Source organism: Aurantiacibacter sp. D1-12 (assembly GCF_028858515.1).
Classification (GTDB): Bacteria; Pseudomonadota; Alphaproteobacteria; order Sphingomonadales; family Sphingomonadaceae; genus Alteraurantiacibacter.
Map to the genome: position 1 here is coordinate 117,710 of NZ_JAPJZJ010000005.1, position 25,877 is coordinate 143,586.

Below are 25,877 nucleotides of genomic sequence, written 5' to 3' on the forward strand. Positions count from 1 at the left end.
ACCCTACTCTACCGGCTCCACAGCAGGTCGCTCATCGTCGGGCCGGTATTCGTCCGCACCCTCTGGCGCGGTGTAACCGTTCAGCAGGTCGCTTTCGACATAGTAGTAGAAGATCTTCTGCTCCTCTCCGTGACCGCGCAGGAAGAATTGCTCGACACCTTCACCATTGGCGAACTGCGTGCGCATCATGATGGTCGTTGTCGTCACACCGTTCTGGGTGTTGATGTTGAAACTCTCGCGTTCGGTGCTTTCGACTTCGCCCAGCACGCCGCCAAAATCGCCCATAACCTTGTCAAACTGTTGCTGCGTGAGTCCGGTGCGGAATTCCGGGTGAGTCGCATGCCACATGGCATCAAGATTGCCCGCATTCCAGTGATCGTGGAACTGCTCGATTGCAGTGTCGCTATCGCCCATGACCTCCACCGGATTGCACGCCGACAGGCCCAGTACCGCCGTCATCAGAAGCAAATTGCGCATGATCCCTCCAAAACCTTCAATGTTCACATGAATGCCCCACTTCCCCTGTCCTGTCGAATCGCATAACAGGCTCCCCTATGCCGAAGACGCTTATCAAGATTTGCGGGCTTTCTACGCCCGAAACGATCGATGCTGCAGTGGATGCTGGGGCGACCCACGTGGGCCTCGTCCATTTCGAAAAGAGCCCGCGCCACGTTTCCATCGCCGATGCTGCAAAATTGCGCGCCCGTGCGCCGAAGGGCGTGAAGGTCGTACTGCTGACGGTGAACATGGAGCCCAAGGCGATGGCAGCGGCGCTGCAGGAAGTTCAACCCGATGTCATCCAGATGCATGGCGGCGAAACACCTGAATGGCTGGGGCTTATCAAGGGCAATTCGAAGCTGGAGGTGTGGAAAGCCATTGGTGTGAAAAGCCGTACCTCGCTCGAAAACACCGCCAAATTCGTCGATGCGGCGCACCGTCTTATCTACGATGCCCCCGCAGGCGCGCTTCCCGGTGGCAACGGGCTGGCACTCGATTGGCGCTTGCTGATGAACTTCCGCCACCTCATGCCGTGGGGGCTGGCTGGTGGCCTCAATGCAGACAATGTCGCCGATGCGATCCGATATACAGGCGCAGAACTGGTTGACGCTTCCTCCGGGCTCGAAAGCGAGCCGGGTGTCAAGGATACAGCCAAAATACGCGCTTTCTGTGAAGCGGCGCTTGGCGCTAAGGCGTCGGCATGACCGAAAGCACACCCAACTCCTTCCGCAACCAGCCTGATGATCGCGGGCACTTCGGCCAGTTTGGCGGGCGCTATGTCGCCGAAACGCTGATGCCGCTGATTCTCGATCTGGAGAAGGAATACCGCGCAACACAGGGCGATCCGGCGTTTCAGGAGCAGTTTGACGACCTGCTGACGCACTATGTCGGCCGCCCCAGCCCGCTCTATTTCGCCCCTCGCCTGACCGAGGAGCTAGGCGGCGCGCAGGTGTGGTTCAAGCGCGACGAACTCAACCACACGGGCGCGCACAAGATCAACAATTGCATCGGGCAGATCCTGCTCGCGATCCGCATGGGCAAGACGCGAATTATCGCGGAGACCGGCGCGGGCCAGCACGGCGTGGCGACCGCCACCGTGTGCGCGCGTTTCGGCCTCCCCTGCGTCGTGTACATGGGCGCAGAGGACGTGCGGCGGCAATCTCCGAACGTGTTCCGCATGAAGCTGCTCGGCGCGGAAATCGTGCCGGTGGAGGCTGGACGCGGCACGCTGAAGGATGCCATGAACGAGGCGCTGCGCGACTGGGTCGCGAATGTGCACGACACGTTCTACATCATCGGCACCGCTGCGGGCCCACACCCCTATCCCGAGCTTGTCCGCGACTTCCAGAGCGTGATCGGGCGAGAGGCGCGCCAACAGATGCTCGACCGCGCGGGCAAGCTGCCCGACCTGTGCGTCGCGGCCATCGGCGGCGGCTCCAACGCCATCGGCCTGTTCCATCCCTTCCTCGATGATAAAGACGTGAAACTCCTCGGCGTAGAGGCGGCAGGCAAAGGGCTGCACGGAGATGAACACGCAGCCAGCCTCGCCGGCGGCTTCCCCGGAGTCCTCCACGGCAACAAGACCTACCTGCTGCAGGACGAAGACGGCCAGATCACCGAAGGCCACTCGATCAGCGCGGGGCTCGACTATCCCGGCATCGGGCCGGAGCACGCATGGCTGAAGGAAACGGGCCGCGTGGAGTATACTTCGGCCACCGATACTGAGGCGCTCGACGCCTTCCAGCTGCTCTGCCGTACCGAAGGCATCATCCCTGCGCTGGAGCCGAGCCACGCCATCGCCGCAATAGCCAAACGCGCGCCGGAGATGCCGAAAGACTCGATCATCCTCGCAAACCTGTGCGGGCGCGGGGACAAGGACATTTTCACCGTGGCTGACGCGCTGGGAGTGGAGATTTGACGGCCACGGTAAAAACGAACCGTGAAAGATTGCAAAACTGGCTTTCGCACGTAGGCGTCTTATTGCTGTTTTGGTGGTTGTCGATGACCGCCTTCTGGCTGTTTGGACGCGTCAACCCTGAAATAGCGCGACACCAAGCCTATCCGTCAGATGTTTACTGGTTTATGGCCGATCCACTGACGCTCTACATCCTATGGCTTCCGATCATCCTGATCTGGCATGGAACAAATCCTCCGAAAACTGGGAAGCTCTCCTCGCTACTTTTGAGCTTCCGACCTTTTCTAGCAATTTCTACAATCGGCATGGCCGCCCATTCGGTCGCCAGCTCCGGTATACTGACGGGCGAGAGATGTCCGGACGTGCCAAGAGGATTTGATGGAGAAACTTCGTTCGGCTTTATCAATTGCTCTTATGGACCGCCGAGTTGGCTCTCTCTATTGGTCGTAGGGCCGCTTATTTTCGCGTCATTTATGACTTTATCCAAGACAATCATAGCAATCCTGATTCTCAATCGACAACGCAAATGACCCGCCTTTCCAACGCCTTCTCCGCTCCCCACCCCGCCCTTGTCGCCTTTATCACCGCTGGCGATGGCGACACTGCAGCCAATCTCGATGCACTCGTTGCGGGCGGCGCTGATGTGATTGAGCTGGGCATGCCCTTCACCGATCCGATGGCCGACGGCCCCGCGATTCAGGCGGCGAATATCCGCGCTCTCGGCAATGGCACGACCACCGCCGATGTCTTCGCGCTCGCCACCGCCTTTCGCCAGCGCCACCCGGACGTTCCGCTGGTGCTGATGGGCTATGCCAATCCAATGATCCGACGCGGACCTGAGTGGTTTGCCGATGCTTGTGAACAAGCGGGCGTTGACGGTGTGATCTGCGTTGATCTCGCGCCCGAAGAGGACGGGGACCTTGGTCCTGCCCTGCGCGACAAAGGCATTGCCCCAATCCGTCTTTCCACCCCCACCACGTCGGACGCGCGGCTGCCTGCCGTGCTCGATGGATCGGGCGGTTTCCTCTACTACGTCAGCGTCGCAGGGATCACCGGCAAGCAGGCTGCTGCAATCGAGAGCATCGAGGCAAACGTTAGCCGCATCAAGTCGCACACCGATCTGCCCGTCGCGGTCGGATTCGGCGTGCGCGAGCCGGAACAGGCCGAGGCAATCGCCAGGGTCGCCGATGGCGTTGTTGTCGGTTCGGCCTTCATCGACCTCGTCGAAAAGCACGGGAAAGATGCTCCGGAACACTTGCGCGAACTCACCGCAAGGCTTGCCAAAGCCGTGCATTCTGCCCGATAGGCTCAGCCCATGTCCTGGTTAACCCGAGTCCGTGAACGTCTGCCGTTCATCAACAAGCGCGAAACGCCCGACAACCTCTGGGTGAAATGCCCACGCTGCAAGGAAATGATCTTCGCCAAAGAGTACGAGGCGAACCTCTCGGTCTGCCCCAAGTGCGATCATCATGGCCGGATCGGTGCGGACGAACGGCTGGCGCAGTTGCTGGATGAGGGTTTCGAACTTCTGCCTGCACCGGAAGTCACCGAGGACCCGCTCAAGTTCAAGGATTCCAAACGCTACACGGATCGCCTGAAAGCCGCACGTGCGGCCAATCCACACCACGATGCTTTCACCTCGGGCTTCGGAACGATCGAAGGCAAGCCTGCGGTGGTTGGCGTGCAGGACTTCACTTTCATGGGCGGCAGCATGGGCATGGCGGTGGGCGATGCCTTCATCACCGCCGCGCAGAAGGCTCTCGACAACAAGTGCGGCTTCGTCTGCGTGACCGCTGCAGGCGGCGCGCGCATGCAGGAAGGCATCCTGAGCCTGATGCAGATGCCGCGCGCGACCGTAATGACGCGCCGCCTGCGTGAGGCTGGCCTTCCCTACATCGTCGTGCTGGCAGACCCGACCACGGGCGGCGTCACCGCCAGCTACGCCATGCTGGGTGACATTCACATTGCCGAGCCCGGTGCCCTGATCGGCTTTGCCGGCCAGCGTGTGATCCAGGAAACCATTCGCGAGCAATTGCCCGAAGGTTTTCAGCGCGCCGAGTACTTGCACAAGCACGGCATGGTCGATCTGGTGGTTAGCCGTCAGGACCTGAAAGGCACGCTTGCTGAACTGCTCGACTATCTGACGCCTGCAAAGGCGGCCTAGTGGCACATCGTCATCCCAGCGAAAGCTGGGATCGCTTGCAGAATCGTCTCAGCTTGCCGAGAGAGATCCCAGCTTTCGCTGGGATGACGGTGATATGAAAGACTTCGCCATTTCCGATAACGCAGCGGTCCAGAAACAACTGGACCGCCTCGCCGACCTACCGCTGCCACGTGGTGGGCTTGGCCTCGACACCATCCGCGAAATGTGCGCACGGCTGGGTAATCCCGAACGCGACCTGCCGCCCGTGTTCCACGTTGCTGGGACCAACGGCAAAGGCTCCACATGCGCCTTCCTGCGCGCCATGCTGGAGGCCGACGGCAAGCGGGTCCATGTCCACACCAAGCCGCATCTGGTGCGCTATAACGAACGTATCCGCATCGCTGGCGAGCTGGTTTCCGATACGGAGCTGGCGAGCCTGCTGGAAGAGGTACTCGACGCCTCCGCTGATCTCACCCCAAGCTTTTTCGAAGTCACCACCGCCGCCATGTTTCTCGCTTTCGCGCGCCATCCGGCGGATGCCTGTGTGATCGAGGTCGGGCTTGGCGGACGCTTCGATGCAACGAACGTACTGGGGCCGGAGGTGCTGGTCGCCTGCGGCATCGCCTCGCTCGGGGTCGATCACGATCATTTTCTGCTGCAGCCGGACCCGACCGCCCCCTCGTCCGAGAACAAACTGGTGCGGATCGGATTCGAAAAGGCAGGCATCGCCAAGCTGGGCGTTCCGCTGGTCACGCAGGGCTACGCCGACGACATCGCTGCACAAATTAGCGAATGTTCGCATCAAGCCGGAGCGCCGCTCTATGCGTGTGACCAGCAATGGTCAGCGCAGGCGAACGATACCGGTATTGCCTACCGTGACGCATGGGGCACGCTTGACTTGCCGCTCCCCACAATTCCGGGCGCGCATCAGGCGGAAAATGCCGCCCTCGCCGTGGCGATGATTCGGCACCAGAATGTCGTAGAAGGTTCCGAGGACACGTTCGCCGATGGTATCCGCAACGCAAGCTGGCCCGCCCGCTTGCACGAACTTGGGCCGGGACCGCTCACGGAAATGCTGGCTGGCCGCAAGGTCATTCTGGACGGCGGGCACAATCCCGACGCCGCGCGGGCGATGGCGGCTTTCCTCGCAGGCGCCGAAAAGCCAGTGCACGCGATTGTCGGGATGATGGCGGCAAAGGATGCAGGCCAATTCCTCGAGATACTCAGTCCGCACTTGGCCAGCGTAACGGGCATCCCGATTGCCGGGCACGATAGCTTGAGCAGCGAGGAAATCGCAAAGCTGGCCGGTGAGCATGTGTCTGAGGCGACGAGCGCTCCCGATATGACATCGGCAGCGGCACTATTGGCTGAGCGCACCGAAGCTAGCGGAACGCTGCTGATCGCAGGCTCGCTCTACCTCGCCGGGCAAGTATTGAAGCTCAACCGCGAGTGGCCTGACTAAGCCGCGGCCTCCGGCGCAACAACACCGCTGTCTTTGCCAGCACGCTTCTGCCTGATCCATTCGAAAATACACAGGACAACCGCCACACCGCCGATCAAGGTCGTCAGGATGAAGACGTCAAAATAGCCGCGATCTTCGATCATTTCGCCTAGCGCGCCGCGGCCCAAAGTGCCCACCAGCAGCGTGAGTGAGGAGAGCAGCGCGTATTGCACGGCGGAATACTTCTTCGACACGATTGAGCTGAGCCACGCGACATAGGCTGCACCGGCGATACCGATGGCGAGGTTCTCCCACATGATCGTGAAGGTCAGCCGCGGCAAAGCCTCTGAACCGAACGGTGCCATGAAGTTGATCAGAGCGGAGAAGCCGATTGCATCGCTGGCCGCCTGCATGTTCGCCCCGCCGATTGCCATATCGGCGTAGAGCAGATTGGTCAGCGCGGCGATCAGCGCACCGAAGGTTAGCGTCGCCATTCGGCCTACAACGGTAAGCATGTAGCCGCCCAGCGCCAGCCCAGCGATGATCGCACCCACGCCGAAGAACTTGGAAGCGAAGGCCACCTCGTCGTTCGTGTAGTTCAGTTCACCCAGATAGAACGGATAGGCAAAGGTGCCCCAGATCGCGTCGCAGATGCGATAGGTCAGGACGAGCGAGAGGATCAGCACAAGCGACCAGCCCATGCGGCCGACAAATTCGACCAGCGGCATCACCAGCGCGCGGTAGAGATGGTCGATGGCAAACGAACCGCCCTCGCCTGCAACCATGTCTTCGGTCATCACGTTCTCGCCCTTGCGCTTTTGCGAAGCGAGCCAGCCGGCAATGAAGGCCGGAATCACCACCGTCGCCACGATGATCCACGGACCGAAGTTCACCGTGAACTCAGTCGGATTCGGTCGCTCTTCGGGCGAATAGGCGAGCGACATATACATGAACGTCAGCACCGTCCCGATGGCAACCGCCCAAAGCAGGCCGACCGCGCCCAGCGCTTTGGCGCGGACCGATGGCTTAAGCTCACCCGCTTTACGAAGGCTCAGGAGAAGCTCGTCTTCTTCACCCTCACCCGCTTCGCTGACCTTGGTATCCGGCGCCCAAAGACCCGCGATGCCGATGGCGAGCAGGATGCCGCCCATGATCAGGTAAGTCTGCGGCCAACCGATGCGCGCCGCAATGATGAGGCCAAGCGCGCCGCCGACGAGTGCGGCAAGTCGGTAGCCCATCTGATAAACGGTCGAGAGGATATCTAGTGTCGCCTCCTCATCCGCCACATCGATACGCCAGGCATTGATCGCAATATCCTGCGTCGCACTCGCGAGTGCCCCGATGCCGGCGAGCAGGCTGAACCAGCCGATTGCCTCGTTGGTCGGGTTGGACAGGCTCAACGCTATCAGGATCACGCCAAGAAGGATCTGTGCAGGTACGATCCATTGCTTGCGCTTGCCAAGCCTGGAAAAGCCGGGGATCGAAACCTTGTCGATCAGCGGCGACCACAGGAACTGGAAAGCATAGGCAAGGCCGATAAGCGAGAAGACACCCATCGTCTCCAGCTCTACCTCTGCTTCGGAAAGCCAGGCGTAGAGCGTGCCGAGGAACAGCGAGAACGGCAGGCCGCTGGCGAACCCGAACAGCGCGGTGTATCCGCTCTTCGGATTACGCAGGCTCCTGAACAGCGTGCCCCAACCGGGCTTTTTCTTGGTCGTTTCAGCTGTGGCTTCGGCCATTGAGGCGCTCCCGTATTATCTTCCCTCTCCCGCATTACCGCTAAACCATCGCAATGGAAGGCTAGATGAACGGGCAATCACCGCCTATGGCGCTGCTCATGTCGAATGAACCACGTCCCGAAGGCGATCGGATCGCCAAATTGCTCGCCCGTGCGGGTGTCGCCAGTCGCCGCGAGATCGAGCGGATGATCGAGGCGCGCCGGATCAAGATCGGGAACGAGCTGGTGACCACGCCCGCCACCTTCCTCACCAGCCTGAAGGGTGTGACGGTGGACGGCAAACCTGTCGGAAAGCCCGAACGCACGCGGCTATTCGCCTTTCACAAGCCCACCGGCCTGCTGACGGCGGAGCGCGATTTCTCGGGTCGCCCAACCATCTACACCGCACTCCGCAACGCTCTGCCCAAGGACACGCCCCGCCTGATGCCTGTCGGACGTCTCGATATGAATACCGAAGGCCTGCTGCTGCTTACCAACGATGGTGAGTTCAAGCGCACGCTGGAGCTGCCATCCTCTGAAATCCCTCGCACCTACCGCGCGCGCACATTTGGCGAGATCACGCAGGAACAGCTTGAAACGCTGATGGAGGGGATCGAGATCGAGGGCATGCGCTACGACCGTATCGATGCCAACCTCGAACGCCGTACTGGGCGCAACCAGTGGATCGAGCTGACGCTGACCGAAGGCAAGAACCGCGAGGTGCGCCGTGTGCTCGAACATTTCGGGCTGGAAGTCAGCCGCCTGATCCGTACCGCTTACGGACCGTTCGGCCTTGCCGATCTGCCGAAGGGCGCTACGCAGGAAATTCGCAAGGAAGACATTGAGCGCTTCCGCTCCGCATTGAAGCGGGGTGACGCGTGAGAATTATCGCGGGCGACTGGAAGCGGCGGCCATTGAAGGCTCCGCAAGGTGATGCAACACGCCCCACAGCGGATCGCACCCGCGAAACGCTGTTCTCAATGCTCACCAGCCGCCTCGGCACCTTTTCAGGGCTTCGCTGTGCTGATCTGTTCGCCGGTTCGGGCGCGCTTGGATTAGAGGCACTAAGCCGCGGTGCAGAGCATTGCCTGTTCGTCGAGCAGGACGCCGCTGCAATCCGCGCCCTACGCAGCAATATCGCCGCCCTGCGCGCGCAGCAGCAGTGTGACGTGGTCGCCGGTTCTGCCCTATCACTCGGTCCGGCAAAGGCGCCGCTCGACCTGATCATGCTCGATCCGCCCTACAAGACCGGCGCGGGCGCAGTTGCCATCGACAAGTTGGTCCGTCTCGGCTGGGTCGGCCCGGGTACATGGGTGACGCTGGAGATCAGCGCGAAAGAGGATGCGGACGTGCGCCGCATGGAAGTCGAAAGCGAGCGCAAGGTGGGCGCGGCAAAGCTCGTGTTCCTCAGACTGCCTGAATAAGCCTTCCCGCGCTCTTGCGGCCCGTCGCCGCGTTCCCTAACTGTTCGCAAGTGACCCAGACCCCCGCCACCACTGATACCGCACCCGAGTGGCTGAGCCATCTCAACGCGCCGCAGCGCGAAGCTGTGATGACGACCGAAGGGCCGGTGCTGATGCTGGCAGGTGCCGGGACTGGCAAAACCGCCGCCCTCACTCATCGGCTGGCGCATATCGTGCGCGAGCGGCTTGCATGGCCGAGCGAAATCCTCTGTGTCACTTTCACCAACAAGGCTGCGCGCGAGATGCGCGAGCGTGTGGGCAAACTGACCGGTGGTGCACTGGAAGGGATGCCGTGGCTTGGCACTTTCCATTCGATCGGTGCCAAGATGCTGCGCCGTCATGCCGAGCTGGTGGACCTCAAGAGCAATTACACGATTATCGATACCGACGATCAGCTGCGGTTGCTCAAGGCGCTCATCCGTGAGCATGATGTCGATGAAAAGCGCTGGCCGCCTCGGCAACTCGCTGGGCTGATCGACAGCTGGAAGAACAAGGGGCTCAACCCCGATGATCTGACGCCGGTGGACAATGAAAGCTACGCCAACGGTAAGGGGCAGGAGATGTACCGCCTCTATCAGGCACGGTTGCGCAGCCTGAACGCCTGCGATTTCGGCGATCTGCTGCTCCATATGCTCAACATTTTCCGCAAGCACCGCGACGTGCTGGAACAGTACCAGAAGCGCTTCAAATATGTACTGGTGGATGAGTATCAGGATACCAACGCCGTGCAGTACCTGTGGCTGCGGCTGATCGCGCAGGATCGCAAGAACATCTGCGTGGTGGGCGACGATGACCAGTCGATCTATTCGTGGCGCGGGGCGGAAGTCGCCAACATCCTGCGCTTCGACAAGGACTTTCCCAACGCCAAGGTCGTGCGGCTGGAGCAGAACTATCGCTCGACCCCGCAAATTCTCGCCGCTGCCGGTGGGCTGATTGCTGCCAACTCGCAGCGGCTCGGCAAAGAGCTGTGGACCGAGCTGCCACCGGGAGAGAAAGTGCGCGTGATCGGCGTGTGGGACGCGCCCGAAGAAGCCCGCCGCGTGGGCGAGGAGATCGAGCGGCTGGAAAGCGAAGGCGCGCCACTCGAACAGATCGCCATCCTCGTGCGCGCGCAGTACCAGACGCGCGAGTTCGAAGACCGCTTCATCCAGATCGGCCTATCCTACCGCATTGTGGGCGGTTTCCGCTTCTACGAGCGCGCCGAAGTACGCGATGCCCTCGCCTACCTGCGGGTGATCGCACAACCGGCGGACGATCTTGCGTTCGAACGGATCTACAACACCCCCAAGCGCGGCATTGGTGCCAAGACGCTGGAGAAGATGCACGCGCACGCCCGCGCGACCGGACAGCCGCTCGCCGCAGCCGCGCTGGAACTGGCCGATAGTGACGAACTGCCCCCGCGCGCGCGCAACACGATTGCCGAACTGATGCGCAGCTTCCTCAAGTGGCGCGAAATGGCCGAGGCGGTGACGCCGTCCGAACTCATGCGCGTGGTGCTGGAAGACAGCGGATATGATGCGATGCTGAAGGCCGACCGCACCAGCGAAGCCGCAGGCCGCGCGGAAAACCTCACCGAGCTCACCCGCGCGATGGAAGAATACGAAACGCTGGGCGATTTCCTCGAACACGTAGCCCTCGTCATGGACAATGACGCACGCGATGATGAGGAAAAGGTGACCATCATGACGATGCACGCCGCGAAGGGGCTGGAATTCGACCATGTCTTCCTGCCCGGCTGGGAAGAGGGCGTATTCCCCAGCCAGCGCTCGCTCGACGAAGGCGGGCTTGCCAGCCTGGAGGAAGAGCGCCGCCTTGCTTACGTGGCTATCACCCGCGCGCGCCGTCGCTGCACGATCCTGCACGCCGCCAATCGCCGCATCTTCGGCCAGTGGAACAGCTCGATCCCCAGCCGTTTTGTCGAGGAGCTGCCCGAAGAGCATGTGGCCGTCGAAACAACCATGAGCGGCGGACGCTCTCTATGGCAAGCGAACTGGAGCGAAAGCGAAGACCCCTTCGCCCACGTCAGCCAGTCCCGCCCCGACCGCTCCGGCGCACGCGGCCCCGGCTGGCAACGCGCGCTCGCCAGCGGATACGAAACGAAGCAGAAACGCGTAAAGGAAAGCACCCGCAGCGCCGCCAGCTTCGCCGCCAAACCGCGCACCGACATCACCGTGGGCGACCGCGTCTTCCACGAGAAGTTCGGCTACGGCGAAGTCATGGGCCAAGAAGGCAACAAGCTGGTGATCGAATTCGACCACGCAGGCGAGAAGCGGGTGATTGATAGCTTTGTGAGTTTGGCGTGAGGGGTGCTGTCAAAACAAGCTGAACCAACAGGCTAGCGTTCAGTCCGGTTTAGTCTCAAGATTGACTGATGAGAGACCTCCTGCTTAGCTAGTTTAAGATTTAGGTGGCACAACTATCGAGTGAGATCATCAATGAGCACCGATATCAAAAAGAGCCACTTCTTCTGCACTGCCTCTGGTCCACTTCTATGCAATAACGAATCTGAGACAATGCGTGTCGCGAGCGCGTCGAAGCCTGCGCTCATGCTGGCGTTCTTGATCAAGTACTCCGACCTGATCGATGGCAAGGTCTACGACAGCGCAGGGATTGGCCAAGCTATTTGTCATGGACCGTTTGACCCGAAGAGCAGTACAGCATGGAAGGTGCTGGAAGGCACGACTGCTACATACTCAGTCGACAAAATAGTCGTCAGGAATCTTGCCACATTGATGGGTGCGTGGAGCTTTGCGGAGATCGCTGCAGCAATGATGGCCCCAGACGCCCAATCCATTGAGAATGCGATTAGATCTATAGGTTTGAATAAAAACGACTTTGACTCGCCAGTATACAACTCCGCAACCAACTTGGCGATGCTGGCATTGGGTGGGCCGGCAGGAGCAAGCAGCGCTATTGCAAAATTGGGCTTCGACGGCGCGGGCGACATAATTTTCAACAGGTACATGTGGGAACCCCGAGCCAACATCGCTGACGACAATACCGCGACAGCAAAATCGCTGGCTCACATGATGCAGTTCATCAATTGTTACGAAGGAAAGATCGGAACCACCGCGAAAAACGCGCTTAATGCACAGTCGGCACCTTTCTCCAAAAACGGTATCCTCAAATCCCTTCCTCCCGTCCACGCAATGGCCAGATGCATCGAGCATTCTGGCACCAAAATTTTTTACGGGATGATCTACAATGTGCCTTCCTCTTCGACGCTTGATTATGCTGCCCTCGAAACGGAATTCAAGAATGATGAAAGCATCCTAGTGGATGAAGCGAAGGCGCTTCTGTAAACGTAGACTTGCGAGTATTCAGCACCTCTTCTGGAATGCGGATCGTCCTGCGTGTTCGTCACGCTGTTGCATTCTCCTGCACAAGCCCGAAGATCTCACCAGCCTACATGTCCACTTGCTCTAGAGAAGCCTTTACCGAGTCAAATCAGCAACTCTGGGTTGGGCCTGATCAACTCTCAAAAACCCCGTTGGCACGGGATCATATTTGGCGGCCTAAGCGACCTATGAAACAGCCTTTTCACTAACAATGGTCGACTCCAAATCATCTGACCCAGTCTCCAACGGCCGTATCAGCTCACCAAAAAACCCCCGCGTGCCTTCGGCAATCCCCGTCTCGCAGTTCAGGTACGGCGCGGGATCGCGGTAGGTACCGAACAGCTTGTCCCACAGGGTGATGGTGTTGGCGTAGTTGTATCCCATCAGCGCCTCGTCACGGATGTGGTGCAGGCGGTGTGCTGCGGGGGACATCAGAACCTTGCCGATCGGACCGAGCGTCCAAGGCAGATCGCAGTGCAGGAAGTGCCCCCACCAGCTTCGGATGAGGGTCGACAGCAGGATCGCCCAGACAGGCATGCCCATCAGGATGACTAGCGTCAGGTCAATCAGCATCGACATGACCTTCTCGACCGGGTGCTTGCGTTGCAGAGTTAGCCAGTGGATCGCAGTGTCCGAGTGGTGGGTCGCGTGAAAACGCCAGAGCTGCGGCATATGCTGCAGGCGGTGGCGCCAGTAGCTTGGCAGGTCGGTGAACACCACGCACAGCGCCACGGTAACAACGGCGGGCACCTGGTCCCACATCGCGCTGTCAATCGGACTGATCGTCGACAGGCCAAGCTCCAGCAGAAGGAAGGGGTAGAGGAACAGCGGGCCGATGATCAGCGCATTGGTGGCGGCGAGCAGCAAGTTGGTGGTGGCTTCGTTCCGGCACTTGCCCAGTGCGGCGACAATTGCGCCGCGTTTGAGCACAAGCGCGAGCACGCCGAAGACGAACGCCATCGGCGCGATTTCGCGCAGGAAGCCCACAACAGGATCGACAGCCCATTCCATGCTGCCAGCCATGCGCGAATAGTGCTAATTTCGCTTTAACATTTGCCCGATTGCGGTGTGTCCCAGGGTGCGAGGACTACGCGATCAATCGAAGCCTACGCCGAGGAAGCCGGGCTTCGGGCCGTTCCATTCGCCGGCAGGGACCGGCTCATCATCAGCATCGCGGCGGCGCGATTGCTTCTTGGGCTTGTCCTGCTTGGAAGACGTGTTGTCCTTGCGCGGCTTCTTCTCGCGCTTCGGTTTGTCCTCGGCATCGGCTTTCTTCGTGCGCGAACGCTTGGGCTTTTCCTCGCGCCCTTCCTGATCGCCCTCATCCTTCTTCGGCGCAGCCTTGGGAAGGTCAACGCGCACGTCCTTCTTCCCGAACACGGGCACCTTGCTGCCGGTCAGCTTCTCGACGTTCTCGATCGCTTCAGCGTCTTCGGGCGAGACAAAAGTGAAAGCGCGGCCTTTTGCTCCAGCGCGCCCGGTGCGGCCAATGCGGTGGACGTAGTCATCCGGGTGCCACGGGGTGTCAAAGTTGAACACGTGGCTCACACCCTTGATGTCCAGTCCGCGCGCGGCAACGTCGGATGCGACGAGAATGTTGATCTCGCCATCTTTGAACCGCTGCAGTTCCTTGTTGCGCTGGTTCTGGTCGATATCGCCGTGGATCTCTCCGCTGGCAAAACCGTGGCGCTGCAGGCTCTTGTTGAGTTCGCGCACTGTCGTCTTGCGGTTGGCAAAGATAATCGCGGTTTCGACATGATCGTTGCGCAGCAGCCAGCGCAGCGTCGAGCGCTTTTCACGGTTTGGCACCGGAATTTTGAACGCGGTGATGTTCTCGTTGGTCGAGGCCGCGCGACTCACTTCGATCCGCTTGGGATTGCTGAGGAATTTCTTCGCGAGCTTCTCGATGGGCGGCGGCATGGTGGCAGAAAACAGCATGGTCTGCCGCGTTTCGGGCAACTTGTCGCAGATGAACTCGATATCGGGGATGAAGCCCATGTCGAGCATCCGGTCAGCTTCGTCGATCACCAGCAGCTCGCAGCCGTTGAGCATGATCTTACCACGCTCAAACAAGTCCATCAGGCGGCCCGGCGTGGCGATCAGAACGTCGACACCTTCATTAAGCGCCTTCAACTGCTCGCCCATCTGCACGCCGCCGATCAGCAGCGCCATGGTGAGATCATGGTTCTTGCCGTACTTCTCGAAGTTCTCTGCCACCTGCGCGGCCAGCTCGCGCGTCGGCTCCAGAATAAGCGAGCGCGGCATCAGCGCGCGGCGACGACCGGCGGCCATCACGTCGATCATCGGCAGCACGAAGCTGGCAGTCTTCCCTGTGCCCGTCTGCGCGATGCCGATCATGTCCTTCATCATCAGGACGGCAGGAATGGCCTCTGCCTGGATCGGCGTAGGCTCGGTATAACCCGCAACGTCCACCGCTTTGAGAAGTTCAGGCGAAAGGCCGAGATCGGCAAAAGTGGTCAAATCGTGTGTATCCGGAAAATAGAATGCCCTGCTGCAATGCAACAGAGCCGCAAATGCTGCGCGCGCCCTACGCAGCACAGGGGCAAAGAGTCAAGATTTACGGATAGTTTGACGGAACTCCGCCCACATGTTGTGCCTAGTTGGCAACGGCGACTAGGCGGGAGAAATCCTCAATCTGGCAAGTGCCTCCGGCGCGCGACTGCAAGCGGTCACGCGCTACGCAAAGACGCCTGTCTTCGCTGCGCTCTACAAAAAATCCCGCATAATAGGCACGGGCCGAGCAACCATCTTCCAGTTCCGCCGCCAATATCTGCCTGGTGTTGGTGAAAAAGAGCAGACGATTGTCATTGGTCGGCTGCACCCCGATGATGCTTTCGGCGTCAATACAGTCGCCATGATCGACTTCTTCGAAACGCGTGCTCATCCGGCGGCGCGGCAATTCGGAAAGCATTTCAGTCCGGCGTACAGAGGAAGCCGGGCTGACTCGGATCACCACGCGGCCTTCGATGCGTACCTGATGCTGGATCCGCGGGCTTCGGGAACGCTCGAGCAGGTCGAACGGCGGGGCACTATCGGGATCAAAGCCCAGCACCTGCGGCGCGCTCTGGCCCGGTCTTGCGGGCGTAGCATCCTGCGCTCCGGCAAAAAGCGGAGCGACAAGAGCAACCGGGGCAAGGAGGGCAAGAAGGCGTTTCATCAATCCGTCAGCGCTGCGTCGCGGATTGTTTCATCCGCGTCAATGTTGCGCCGTCCTACCAGTCAGGATTGAATGGCGGCTTAACCCGCCGTGCAGCATGCGTGACAAGGCGTGGCAGAACGGGCATCAGACGCGCCATGAGCAGCACAGACGCTTTTCTTGCCGCAGCACAGGAATTGCTGGGGCCACGTGGCCTTTCGACCGATCCGGAGATCGTGACGCCGTGGCTGACCGACTGGAGGGGACGATATACCGGCCGTGCCCTTGCACTCGCTTCGCCCGGGGACACAAGCGAGGTCGCCGCGCTGATCAAACTTTGCCAGCAATTTGAAGTGCCTGTGGTTCCGCAAGGCGGTAACAGCGGAATGTCCGGCGGGGCAACGCCCGATGACAGCGGCAAGGCAGTGGTGCTTTCCCTGCGGCGGATGAACCGGGTGCATCAGTTCGATACGGAGGCGCATCAGATCACCTGCGATGCCGGGCTGATCCTGCAGACATTGCATGAAACGGTTGAGGCAGAAGGGCTGCGCTTCCCGCTGACGCTTGGCGGCAAGGGCTCTGCCACCATCGGCGGACTTATTTCGACCAATGCCGGCGGCACGCAGGTGCTGCGCCACGGCAGCATGCGCGCGCAGGTGCTAGGCGTAGAAGCAGTGATGGCGGACGGTTCGGCGTTCGATTCGCTCACACCGCTCAAGAAGGACAACCGCGGGTTTGACCTGAAGCAACTGCTGATCGGATCGGAAGGCACCCTCGGCATTGTCACCGCAGCAACGCTGCGGCTTGTCCCTGCTCTGGCAGACCGCGCGGTACTTTGGGCAGGACTTTCCAACATTCGCGATGCGCGCAAGTTGCTGTTGTTTGCGCAGGCCTATGCCGGAGACGCGCTCGAAGGCTTCGAAGTGATGCCGCGCCATGCTTTGCAGTCTGTGCTGGTCTACAATGCGAAGGCACGCGCGCCGCTGGAACAACAATATGAATGGAATGCGCTGATCGAGCTTGCGGCGGACAGCTCCGGCGCAGAAGCCCTCCCCGCGCTGGCGCAATCGTTTCTCGAAGCGGCTTTTAGGCAGGGTCTGGTTGAGGATGCCACCATCGCCGCGAACGAAGCACAGGCAGAGCAGTTCTGGACGCTTCGGGATGAAATCTCGCCTGCGGAACGCGCACTGGGCCCTGCGATGCAGCACGATATCTCCGTCCCCGTCGCGCGCATGGCGGATTTCGTCGCGGAGACGGTGCCCAAGGTCGAGAACGCTTTTGCGGGCACAACCGCCATTGCTTTTGGCCATCTGGGCGACGGTAATGTGCATTTCCACGTCCTCGCCCCGGCAGGCGCAGTACCCGGCGAGTGGGAAGAAGCCGACGGCAAGCTTATCAGCCGCTTTGTCCATGACGAGGTTACGCGCTGGGACGGATCGATCAGCGCAGAACATGGCATCGGGCAGATGAAACGCGACGAACTGGCCCGCCTTGCAGACCCGGTTCACTTGTCCATCTTGCGGCAGGTGAAAACAGCGCTCGATCCGAAGGGTCTGCTCAATCCGGGCAAACTGATCTGACAAGCCCCGCGCAAATTGCACCACGCAATTTGCACCGCAGGGCGCAGAGGAGCTTGCTTCGCAAGGCTCCAGCCTCTAAGGCCGCGCCCTGACATTTATGGGGCGATCACCGAGACGCAAAATCCGGCCGATCAACTCCAGAACGACCATCCATTTCGGAGAGACAATATGGCCAGCGCGCCGAAAGCATCTATGCCCGTTCTTTACAAGGAACTCGTTCCGCTCAACAGCAATGATCACGGCACCTGGAAGGGCCGCACGACGGACAAGGCTCCGTGGATTGCCGGTCAGCACGCCATCCCGCTGACGGTGGAAGAATTCCCGATCGCACAGCGCGATTTCCCGATTGTCTTTTCCTCCGGTGATCGTCCGGTCCCGTTGGCTCTGATGGGCCTCAACGAAGGCGTGAACGTGTTCTTCAACGAAGACGGTTCGGCTATCGGCACACCATACATCCCCGCCTATGTTCGTCGTTACCCCTTCCTGCTCGCCAAGCTGCAGCCGGAATCGGACAACCTGTCGCTCTGCTTCGACCCGACCAGCGAACTGGTTGGCGAATTCGACGAAGGCAATGCGCTGTTCACCGAAGACAAGGAACCGAGCGAGCACACCCAGCAGCTGCTCAACTTCTGCGAGAAGTTTGAAGACGCCGGCAACAAGACGCAGATGTTCATGAAGGAACTAGAAGATCACGACCTGCTGATGGACGGCGAAATCTCCATCCAGCGTCGCGACAATCCGGACCAGCCGTTCGTCTACCGCGGCTTCCGCATGGTCAATCAGGAAAAGCTGCGCGAACTGCGCGGTGACCAGCTGCGCAAGTGGAACGAAAACGGTCTGCTGCCGCTGATCTTCGCACACCTGTTCTCGCTTGAGCTGATGCGCACTGTTTTCGCCAAGCAGGTGGAAATGGGTAAAGGCCCGAGCATGGATGGCGCAGCCAACGGCACGATGCCGCAGGCCTAAGCCAGGCACCAAGCTTACGAAAGAGGGGCGCGGTCCGGATGGGACCAGCGCCCCTTTTTCATGTCTTGAACAGGCTAGAACGCGCCTTATCTAGGAATCGTCCGGTCGGCGCTCCCCTCATGGCCTGGCCGGATAGGTGCACAATCCCCCCGTGCATCTCCTCCCTGAACCTTGGCCGCCTCGTGCATCGCGCACGGGGCGGTTTTTTCATCTATTCAGCGGCTTGGGCGAAATTGGTGTCGACGAATTCATCGGCCAGTCGGCGCACAAGGCTCGCCACAAGGTGCACCACCTCACCCAGCCCCTCGCCCGGTTCCCGCAAGTGCTGGTCGAGATAGGTCGAACGGCAAATTTCAAGCTGCATGGCGTTGATATTGCGATTGGGCGCACCGTGCCTGTCGAGCACGTAGCCGCCCGCATAAGGCCGGTTGTGCGCGGCGCTCGCCCTGTACGCTTTGAAATGCCTGAACGCGACCGAGGTCAGCCTGCTTTCGCAAGATCCGCCGAACCTGTCTCCGATCACGAAGTCTACTGCTGCGTTGATGCCTCTCTTCGGACCGAGCGGCGGCATGGAGTGCAGATCAATCAGCAGCGAGCCGCCCCATTTGTCGCGCATGGCCTCCAGCGTCTTGGCAAGCGCAGCGTGATAGGGCTGATGGATCTGGTCAATCCGCTCTTGCAATGCCGCAGCACTCAGCCGCGCGTTCCAGAGTTCGCCCATTCCAGGAAGCCGTCGCGGGACAAGGCCAAGCCCGCTGCGCGCTCTTCTTCCGGCGGCCAGGCGACGTGCGGGCGGAGGCGCTGTTCCATCGACCATCTCCCAGTCCACATCATCGGGAGAGCGGTTGAGATCGATCATCGCACGCGGTGCGTGGGCGACCAGCAGAGCTGCGCCAGTCTCTTTGGCCACGGCATCGGCGACCAGATCAACGTAGCGGTCTTCCAGTCGCAGACTCGCCTCACATGGCGCGCGCATCCGCTCTGTCAGTGCCGCGGGATAGTGTCTTCCCGCATGCGGAACCGCGATGAGAATCGGCAGCGACAAGGGCCTTGGACGACGGAGCGAATAGGCCGGAGCCCCCTCTCCGCCGGGAATAAGTCCGCCGCCGCGATTAAGCGAATCACCCTGGGATGTATCGTTTCGGTTCATTCACCATGATTGCTGGCCGCGATTATCCCCTGTGTCAAAGCTGGCCACTCCGCATTGGATGCAAGACTTTGTTACAAATTGCTGCGTAAAGGAGCTTCAGATTCGCAAACACACCGATATTGGGGAAGAGAGCATGATCCGCATCCTGCTGGCCGAAGACGATGAAGCGATGCGCGCATACCTGACGCGTGCGCTTGAACAGGCCGGCTATTCCGTGGTTGCAGTGGGTTCAGGCACCGAAGCCCTGCCGATGCTCAAGACCGAAATCTACGATCTGCTTTTGTCCGACATCGTGATGCCGGAAATGGACGGGATCGAACTCGCACAACGCTGCAACGAGCTCAGCCCGAGCACGAAGGTGATGTTTATCACCGGATTCGCTGCCGTATCGCTGCGCGCAAGCCGCGAAGCACCGCAGGCCAAGATGCTGTCCAAGCCGTTCCACCTGAAGGATCTGGTAATGGAAATAGAGCGCATGTTCGAAGACGTGGCAGCTGCTTCGCTCTAAGAAAACGCCTCGCGCTTCAATTACACTTGAAACCCTATCAAGGCGGCGCTAGATGGCCCGCCTGCCCTCCACGCGAGGGCACCCGAATGGTGCGGGCGTATAGCTCAGTGGTAGAGCACTATGTTGACATCGTAGGGGTCCCAAGTTCGAACCTTGGTACGCCCACCATTCGAAACTTCTGACAGGAAAATTCCCGCTCAACCATGGTCCATAGTGTCGATGCGCTCTTGCGCTTCGGTATGCATCTGCTTGAGCTCGCGAATGGTCTGGTCGATGGCATCGCGGTGCTCTTCCAGCTCGGTCAGGCGCTGGTGAATCTGGTTTTGCAGGTGGCGCATCTGTTCGACCTTGCCGCCTTCCTCGTTGTCGTAGAGGCTTAGGAACTCGCCGATTTCGCGGATAGAAAAGCCCAGGCGCTTGCCGCGCATGATCAACTGCATCCGTCCCATTTCACGTTTGGAGTAGGCGCGCATGGTACCAACGCGTTGTGGTGAAATGAGCCCCTTGTCTTCGTAGAAGCGCAGGGTCCGCTGGGTGACGCCGAGCGCCTCTGCGGCTTCGGCAATGCTCTTGAGCGGATCGCTCCCCTGCGCTTCGTTCATGTTGGCAACGCTATCAGGCATCAGTCCCCCCTTCGCCTTTCGCAGCTTCACGTTTGGCTTTTTCCTCGGCGACGAGCGCCTTCTTCTCGAGCTTGCCGACGAGCGTCTTGGGCAACTCGTCGCGGAATTCGTACGCGTCGGGCATCTCGATCGGGTTGAGCCGCATCTTGAGGAATGCATCGAGCGTGCCCGCATCCAGCTCCTCTCCTTCGTGCACCGCAATGAACAGCTTGGGCGCCTCGCCGCGGTAATCGTCGGGAATGCCGATGGCGATGGCTTCTTTTACTGCCGGATGTTCGTATGCGGCATCCTCGATCATGCGCGGGTAGACGTTGTAGCCGCTGCAAAGGATCAGGTCCTTGATGCGGTCGACAATGAACAGATAGCCGTCCTTGTCGAGATAGCCGATATCGCCGGTGCGCAGGCTCTCGCCAAAGAAGGTGTCCTTTGTCGCACCGGGGCGGTTCCAGTAGCCTTTCATCACCTGCGGGCCGCGCGCGCAGATTTCGCCGCGATGGTCTGGTCCGATGCCTTCTACCAGATTGCCCTCTTCGTCGCGCAGTTCGAGGATCGTCTGCGGGAACGCGGGACCGGCGGAGTTTTCTTTTACCGGCTGTCGGCCAAGCAGGGGATTACTGGTGATGATCGGACTTGCTTCGGTGAGACCATAACCTTCCGACACGAGCGAGCCGGTGCGCTCTTCAAACTTGGTTCGGACGTCCAGCGGTAGCGGCGCACCACCAGAACAGCTTGTCAGTACCATAGAAAGATCCGGCAGCTTGTCGTCCGGTAGCGAACCAAGCGCATTGTATATTGTCGGCACGCCGAACATCTGCGTTGGCGGCTTGCGCTTCACCGTCTTGAGCACTTCGTCCATTTCGAAGCGCGGCAGCAGCACGAGCTCGCTCGCGGTATCAACGCCGAAGTTCATCACGCAGGTAAGCGCGAACACATGGAACAGCGGCAGCACGCCGAGTGTGCGCTCCTGCTGGTCCCGCTCGACACCCACATGCAGCATCATCTGCGCCGAGTTGGCCGTGAGGTTCGCATGGGTGAGCATCGCGCCCTTGGGGCGGCCCGTGGTGCCGCCGGTGTACTGCAGCACCGCCACGTCGTCCGGCTCCATTTCCACCGGCTTGGGTTCCGGCGCGTGGGCTGCGAGATCGCGGTAGTCGATATAATCGATGCCCGCCTGCTTCTTTGCCAGCGCGGACCGCTTGAGCGTGCGCAGACCGACCGACTTCCAGAACGGCAGTACGTCCGCCATCGGGCACAGCACGATCTTCTCGAGCGGCTTGTTGCCGTCTTCATCAGCCTTGCCCACCGCTGCCGCGACCTTTCCGTGCAGCAGCTCCAGATCGGGCACGGCGACCATCTTGGCACCAGCATTGGTGATCAGGAATTCGACTTCACTCTCTGAATAGAGCGGGTTTATATTCACCACCATGGCGCCCGCGCGCAGCACTGCAAAATACATGATCACCGAGTATGGCGTGTTGGGCAGGCACAGGCCAAAGCGGTCACCCTTCCCCAAGCCCTGCTGCTGCAGTCCGGTAGCGACGCGGTCCACCAGATCTCCGATCTCGGCATAGGTCCATTCGCGGCCAAGGAAGTCTACACACACGCGATTCGGGTACCTGGAAACGGCATGATCGAGAGGCTCGGTCAGCAGGCGCGGACGAATCTTTCCATCGGCGTCCAGAAACCGGCTCGTGTCCATCAGACGGAACCCTTCGGGCACCTCGACCATGAAATATCCTTTCTCCATCCCTTGCCCTGATTTTGCCGAACAAAAAGTCTAGCCAGCCTTCGAGAGCATCTTGATTCCCGTTTACTTAACGTATACGTCAAGCAACAGACTTTATCGTAATCAATCGGCGCGAAAGGTCAATCGACCATTCGAATCGGACAAGAAAGGCAGTTGGAACCATGAGTGATGTCGTCATTGCGGGCTATGTCCGCTCCCCCTTCACCCTCGCTTACAAAGGTGCGCTGGCGAAGACACGGCCGGACGATCTGGCAGCGAACACGATTCGCGGTCTGATCGAAAAGACCGGTGTGAAAGCGGAAGACATTGAAGACATCGTGATGGGCTGCGCTTTCCCCGAAGGTGAGCAGGGCTTCAACATCGCACGACTCGTTGGCCTGCTGGCTGACCTGCCGCTGGATGTCGGCGGCATCACCATGAACCGTTTCTGCGGTTCCTCGATGAGCTCGATCCACTACGCCGCTGGCCAGATCGCTATGGGCGCGGGCGAAGTGTTCATCGCTGCCGGCGTTGAAGGCATGAGCCGCGTTCCGATGACAGGCTTCAACCCGATGCCGAACCCCGAACTTGCCAAGAAGAGCGCCGCCTACCTTGGCATGGGCGACACCGCAGAAAACGTCGCCAAGAAGTACGACATTTCTCGCGAAGAGCAGGAAGCATTCGCAGTGCGCAGTCAGGAAAAGGCAGCTGCCGCGCTCGAGAAGAATGCGTTTGATGACGAGATTGTCCCGTTCACGCTGCCCGACGGCACCGTTGTCGATAAAGACGGCACACCCCGCCCCGGCACGACTGCCGAAGACCTCGCTGGTCTGAAGCTCGCCTTCGACGAAAACGGTACGGTAACCGCTGGCACGTCCAGTCCGCTGACCGATGGCGCCACCGCCGTGCTGGTCTGCTCGGCTGACTATGCCGCAAAGAACGGCCTCAAGGTCATGGCGAAGATCAAGAGCATGGCGATTTCCGGCTGCGCGCCTGAAATCATGGGCATTGGCCCCGTCGGCGCGAGCCAGAAGGCGCTCGAGCGTGCTGGCCTGACCATCGACGATATGGACGTGATCGAGCTGAACGAAGCCTTCTCCAGCCAGTCGATCGCAACGATCCGCGATCTCGGCGCGAATATGGACAAGATCAATATTGATGGCGGCGCGATTGCCATCGGCCACCCGCTGGGTGCAACCGGTGCGCGCATCGTGGGCAAGGCAGCCAGCCTGCTCCAGCGTGAAGGCGGCAAGTATTCGCTGAGCACCCAGTGCATCGGTGGCGGCCAGGGCATCGCTACGATCCTGGAGGCCGTGTAATGTCAGACAAGTCCATCAACAAAGTCTGCGTGATCGGCGCCGGCACGATGGGTGCTGGCATTGCGGCGCAGGTCGCCAATGCCGGTGTCCCCGTGCTGCTGCTCGATATCGTCCCGAAAGAGGGCGACAATCGTAACGCCGTGGCCGAAGGTGCCGTGGCGAATATGCTCAAGACGAGCCCCGCGCCGTTCATGAGCAAGCGTGCCGCCAAACTGGTCGAAACCGGCAATATCGAAGATCATCTCGACAAGGTTGCCGAGTGCGACTGGATCGTGGAAGCGATTATCGAACGCCTCGACATCAAGCAGGATCTCTACGCCAAGCTGGAAGAAGTCCGCACCGCTGGCACGGCCGTATCGTCGAATACCTCGACGATCCCTCTCGCCCAGTTGACCGATGGTCGCTCGGACGCGTTCAAGAACGACTTCCTGATCACCCACTTCTTCAATCCGCCGCGCTACATGCGCCTGATTGAAATCGTTGCCGGCCCGCAAAGCGATGCCGCAACCGTTGCGATGGTCAGCGACTTTGTTGATCGCAAGCTCGGCAAGAGCGTTGTCGATGCCGAGGATTCGCCCGGCTTTATCGCCAACCGCGTCGGCACCTTCTGGATCCAGCAGGCAGTGAACGCTGCTTTCGATCTAGGTGTGACCGTTGAAGAAGCCGACGAAATCGGTGGCCGCCCGATGGGTGTGCCCAAGACCGGCCTGTTCGGCCTCATTGACCTGATCGGTATCGACCTGATGCCGCACCTGATGAAGTCGCTCACCAGCACCCTTCCGAAGGACGACTGGTATCAGAAGATCGCGCGCAGCGAGCCTATGATCGAAGCGATGATCGAGGAAGGCTACACTGGCCGTAAGGGCAAGGGCGGCTTCTATCGCATCAACCGCGAAGGCGGTGGCAAGGTGAAGGAAGCCAAGGACCTGAAGTCCGGCGAGTACCGCAAGGCCGCTCGTTCCAGCCTCGTGCGTGGATCTGCCGCCAAGGGTGACCTCAAGAAACTGATCTCGCTCAAGGGCAAGGCCGGCGACTACGCCTGGGCCGTGCTCGGCCCGACGCTCAGCTATGCCGCCAGCATCGTTCCCGAAGCGACCGCAACCGTGGTCGGCGTCGATGATGCGATGAAGCTAGGCTACAACTGGAAGCGTGGTCCGTTCGAGATGATCGACGCCATTGGCGCCGCACACCTCGTCGAGCGGCTGAAGGAAAGCGACTATCCGGTCCCGCCGATCCTTGAGCAGGTGGGCGACAATACCTTCTACCGCGTGGAAGACGGGCAGCTGCAGTATTTCGGTACGGATGGTGAATACCACAATGTCGAACGCCCCGAAGGCGTGCTTCTGCTCGAAGACGTGAAGCGCACGAGTGAGCCGCTGCTCAAGAACGGCTCTGCCGCGCTGTGGGATGTGGGCGACGGTGTTGTCGCGCTCGAATTCACTGGCAAGATGAACGCGCTCGACGAGCAGGTCATGAAGCTGATCCAGAAGGCGATCCCGCTGGTGAAGTCGGACTACAAGGCGCTGGTCGTTTACAACGAAGGTTCCAACTTCTCCGCCGGCGCCAACCTTGGCCTCGCCATGTTCGCGATCAACATCGCGGCGTGGAGCGAAGTCGAAAAGTCGGTGCGCGGTGGTCAGACAGCCTACAAGGCGCTCAAGTACGCCCCCTTCCCTGTCGTCTCCGCTCCGTTCGGAATGGCACTGGGCGGCGGCTGCGAAATCTGCCTCAACTCCGATGCCATCCAAGCGCATGCAGAGACCTATATCGGCCTCGTCGAAACCGGTGTGGGCATCATCCCTGGCTGGGGCGGCTGCGGCGAGATGATCTCTCGCTGGCAGGAAAACCCGCGCCACCCGAACGGCCCGATGCCTGCAGTATCGAAGTCGTTCGAGACAATCTCGACGGCAACTGTCGCCAAGTCGGCTGCCGAGGCGAAGGAACATGGTTTCCTGCGTCACAGTGACGGCATTACGATGAACCGTGATCGCCTGCTCTTCGATGCGAAGCAGCGTGCGCTCAGCATGGTTGATGGCTATGAAGCTCCTGAGAAGCCCGAGTATCGCCTGCCCGGCCCGTCCGGCGCGGCGGCGCTCAAGCTGGCGGTGGAAAGCTTCCACAATCGGGGCATGGCGACCGATCACGATGTGACGGTGGCAGAAGAGCTCGCCTACGTACTCACCGGCGGCAATACCGATCCGGTCGAGATCACCACGGAAGCCGACATGCTCAACCTCGAAGTCGAGGCGTTTATGCGCCTCGTCCGCAATTCCAAGTCGCAGGCCCGTGTCGAGCACATGCTCGAAACCGGCAAGCCGCTGCGCAACTGATCC

At 60.3% G+C, this 25,877-nt stretch carries 23 protein-coding genes and 1 tRNA gene; 16 read left to right on the forward strand and 8 right to left on the reverse strand.

What is annotated here, in order from left to right:
• Positions 1 to 3 precede the first annotated feature (3 nt).
• A complete protein-coding gene (locus OOZ52_RS11630; protein ID WP_274698693.1) occupies positions 4 to 477 on the reverse strand; it encodes a hypothetical protein in 474 nt (157 codons plus the stop codon).
• A 77-nt stretch (positions 478 to 554) separates the two neighbouring features.
• Between OOZ52_RS11630 and OOZ52_RS11635 the strand changes: the two genes are divergently transcribed.
• The 6 genes from OOZ52_RS11635 to OOZ52_RS11660 all read left to right on the forward strand — a co-directional run bounded on the left by OOZ52_RS11635 (position 555) and on the right by OOZ52_RS11660 (position 6,018).
• Positions 555 to 1,202 (forward strand): phosphoribosylanthranilate isomerase, encoded by a 648-nt coding sequence (locus OOZ52_RS11635; RefSeq protein ID WP_274698694.1) that lies wholly within the window; start codon positions 555 to 557, stop codon positions 1,200 to 1,202.
• Positions 1,199 to 2,416 (forward strand): tryptophan synthase subunit beta, encoded by a 1,218-nt coding sequence (trpB, locus tag OOZ52_RS11640; protein ID WP_274698695.1) that lies wholly within the window; start codon positions 1,199 to 1,201, stop codon positions 2,414 to 2,416. The genes OOZ52_RS11635 and trpB overlap by 4 nt, the downstream gene beginning before the upstream one ends.
• Positions 2,413 to 2,943 carry a hypothetical protein gene (locus OOZ52_RS11645; protein WP_274698696.1) on the forward strand — a complete coding sequence of 177 codons (531 nt, stop codon included), beginning with the start codon at positions 2,413 to 2,415 and terminating at the stop codon, positions 2,941 to 2,943. The genes trpB and OOZ52_RS11645 overlap by 4 nt, the downstream gene beginning before the upstream one ends.
• Positions 2,940 to 3,719 carry a tryptophan synthase subunit alpha gene (trpA, locus tag OOZ52_RS11650; RefSeq protein WP_274698697.1) on the forward strand — a complete coding sequence of 260 codons (780 nt, stop codon included), beginning with the start codon at positions 2,940 to 2,942 and terminating at the stop codon, positions 3,717 to 3,719. Before OOZ52_RS11645 ends, trpA begins: the two co-directional genes overlap by 4 nt.
• A 9-nt stretch (positions 3,720 to 3,728) precedes the next feature.
• Complete coding sequence (gene accD / locus OOZ52_RS11655; protein ID WP_274698698.1) at positions 3,729 to 4,577, forward strand: acetyl-CoA carboxylase, carboxyltransferase subunit beta; 849 nt, start codon at positions 3,729 to 3,731, stop codon at positions 4,575 to 4,577.
• A 94-nt stretch (positions 4,578 to 4,671) separates the two neighbouring features.
• Entirely contained in the window at positions 4,672 to 6,018 is a 1,347-nt protein-coding gene (locus OOZ52_RS11660; RefSeq protein WP_274698699.1) for a bifunctional folylpolyglutamate synthase/dihydrofolate synthase, read from the forward strand.
• Here the strand turns inward: OOZ52_RS11660 and OOZ52_RS11665 are convergent.
• On the reverse strand, positions 6,015 to 7,736 hold the full coding sequence (locus OOZ52_RS11665) for an AmpG family muropeptide MFS transporter (protein ID WP_274698700.1): 1,722 nt from the start codon (positions 7,734 to 7,736) through the stop codon (positions 6,015 to 6,017). The genes OOZ52_RS11660 and OOZ52_RS11665 overlap by 4 nt on opposite strands.
• 98 nt (positions 7,737 to 7,834) lie before the next feature.
• On the opposite strand from OOZ52_RS11665, the gene OOZ52_RS11670 reads away from it, so the two are divergent.
• The 4 genes from OOZ52_RS11670 to OOZ52_RS11685 all read left to right on the forward strand — a co-directional run bounded on the left by OOZ52_RS11670 (position 7,835) and on the right by OOZ52_RS11685 (position 12,479).
• Positions 7,835 to 8,596, forward strand: a complete 762-nt coding sequence (locus OOZ52_RS11670; RefSeq protein WP_274698701.1) for a pseudouridine synthase — start codon at positions 7,835 to 7,837, stop codon at positions 8,594 to 8,596.
• Positions 8,593 to 9,138 (forward strand): 16S rRNA (guanine(966)-N(2))-methyltransferase RsmD, encoded by a 546-nt coding sequence (gene rsmD, locus OOZ52_RS11675; RefSeq protein ID WP_274698702.1) that lies wholly within the window; start codon positions 8,593 to 8,595, stop codon positions 9,136 to 9,138. Before OOZ52_RS11670 ends, rsmD begins: the two co-directional genes overlap by 4 nt.
• 50 nt (positions 9,139 to 9,188) lie before the next feature.
• Positions 9,189 to 11,480: an ATP-dependent helicase gene (locus tag OOZ52_RS11680; RefSeq protein ID WP_274698703.1), complete on the forward strand. Its 2,292-nt coding sequence runs from the start codon at positions 9,189 to 9,191 to the stop codon at positions 11,478 to 11,480.
• 132 nt (positions 11,481 to 11,612) lie between these two features.
• Entirely contained in the window at positions 11,613 to 12,479 is an 867-nt protein-coding gene (locus OOZ52_RS11685) for a hypothetical protein (protein ID WP_274698704.1), read from the forward strand.
• A 222-nt stretch (positions 12,480 to 12,701) separates the two neighbouring features.
• Here OOZ52_RS11685 and OOZ52_RS11690 read toward each other — a convergent pair whose 3' ends face one another.
• The 3 genes from OOZ52_RS11690 to OOZ52_RS11700 all read right to left on the reverse strand — a co-directional run bounded on the left by OOZ52_RS11690 (position 12,702) and on the right by OOZ52_RS11700 (position 15,693).
• Positions 12,702 to 13,538 (reverse strand): sterol desaturase family protein, encoded by an 837-nt coding sequence (locus OOZ52_RS11690; protein ID WP_274698705.1) that lies wholly within the window; start codon positions 13,536 to 13,538, stop codon positions 12,702 to 12,704.
• Positions 13,539 to 13,610: 72 nt separating this feature from the next.
• A complete protein-coding gene (locus OOZ52_RS11695) occupies positions 13,611 to 14,996 on the reverse strand; it encodes a DEAD/DEAH box helicase (RefSeq protein ID WP_274698706.1) in 1,386 nt (461 codons plus the stop codon).
• A gap of 136 nt (positions 14,997 to 15,132) precedes the next feature.
• The gene (locus tag OOZ52_RS11700; protein WP_274698707.1) at positions 15,133 to 15,693 is read right to left on the reverse strand and encodes a hypothetical protein; all 561 of its coding nucleotides are present in this window, start codon (positions 15,691 to 15,693) and stop codon (positions 15,133 to 15,135) included.
• A 137-nt stretch (positions 15,694 to 15,830) separates the two neighbouring features.
• On the opposite strand from OOZ52_RS11700, the gene OOZ52_RS11705 reads away from it, so the two are divergent.
• Both OOZ52_RS11705 and OOZ52_RS11710 read left to right on the forward strand, forming a co-directional pair.
• On the forward strand, positions 15,831 to 17,252 hold the full coding sequence (locus OOZ52_RS11705; protein ID WP_274698708.1) for an FAD-binding oxidoreductase: 1,422 nt from the start codon (positions 15,831 to 15,833) through the stop codon (positions 17,250 to 17,252).
• 168 nt (positions 17,253 to 17,420) lie between these two features.
• Positions 17,421 to 18,218 (forward strand): SapC family protein, encoded by a 798-nt coding sequence (locus OOZ52_RS11710; protein WP_274698709.1) that lies wholly within the window; start codon positions 17,421 to 17,423, stop codon positions 18,216 to 18,218.
• A gap of 211 nt (positions 18,219 to 18,429) precedes the next feature.
• Here OOZ52_RS11710 and OOZ52_RS11715 read toward each other — a convergent pair whose 3' ends face one another.
• On the reverse strand, positions 18,430 to 19,368 hold the full coding sequence (locus tag OOZ52_RS11715; protein ID WP_274698710.1) for an N-formylglutamate amidohydrolase: 939 nt from the start codon (positions 19,366 to 19,368) through the stop codon (positions 18,430 to 18,432).
• Between the two features lie 133 nt (positions 19,369 to 19,501).
• On the opposite strand from OOZ52_RS11715, the gene cpdR reads away from it, so the two are divergent.
• Positions 19,502 to 19,876, forward strand: a complete 375-nt coding sequence (cpdR, locus tag OOZ52_RS11720) for a cell cycle two-component system response regulator CpdR (RefSeq protein WP_274698711.1) — start codon at positions 19,502 to 19,504, stop codon at positions 19,874 to 19,876.
• Between the two features lie 93 nt (positions 19,877 to 19,969).
• Positions 19,970 to 20,044: transfer RNA gene (locus tag OOZ52_RS11725), tRNA-Val, on the forward strand.
• 29 nt (positions 20,045 to 20,073) lie between these two features.
• Here the strand turns inward: OOZ52_RS11725 and OOZ52_RS11730 are convergent.
• Together OOZ52_RS11730 and OOZ52_RS11735 are read right to left on the reverse strand one after the other, a co-directional pair.
• Positions 20,074 to 20,499: a MerR family transcriptional regulator gene (locus OOZ52_RS11730; RefSeq protein WP_274698712.1), complete on the reverse strand. Its 426-nt coding sequence runs from the start codon at positions 20,497 to 20,499 to the stop codon at positions 20,074 to 20,076.
• Positions 20,492 to 22,246: a long-chain-fatty-acid--CoA ligase gene (locus OOZ52_RS11735; protein WP_274698713.1), complete on the reverse strand. Its 1,755-nt coding sequence runs from the start codon at positions 22,244 to 22,246 to the stop codon at positions 20,492 to 20,494. Before OOZ52_RS11735 ends, OOZ52_RS11730 begins: the two co-directional genes overlap by 8 nt.
• A 161-nt stretch (positions 22,247 to 22,407) precedes the next feature.
• Here OOZ52_RS11735 and OOZ52_RS11740 point away from each other — a divergent pair, with 161 nt between their 5' ends.
• Both OOZ52_RS11740 and OOZ52_RS11745 read left to right on the forward strand, forming a co-directional pair.
• On the forward strand, positions 22,408 to 23,544 hold the full coding sequence (locus OOZ52_RS11740; RefSeq protein ID WP_274698714.1) for a thiolase family protein: 1,137 nt from the start codon (positions 22,408 to 22,410) through the stop codon (positions 23,542 to 23,544).
• A complete protein-coding gene (locus OOZ52_RS11745) occupies positions 23,544 to 25,874 on the forward strand; it encodes a 3-hydroxyacyl-CoA dehydrogenase/enoyl-CoA hydratase family protein (RefSeq protein ID WP_274698715.1) in 2,331 nt (776 codons plus the stop codon). The genes OOZ52_RS11740 and OOZ52_RS11745 overlap by 1 nt, the downstream gene beginning before the upstream one ends.
• Positions 25,875 to 25,877: the final 3 nt, after the last annotated feature.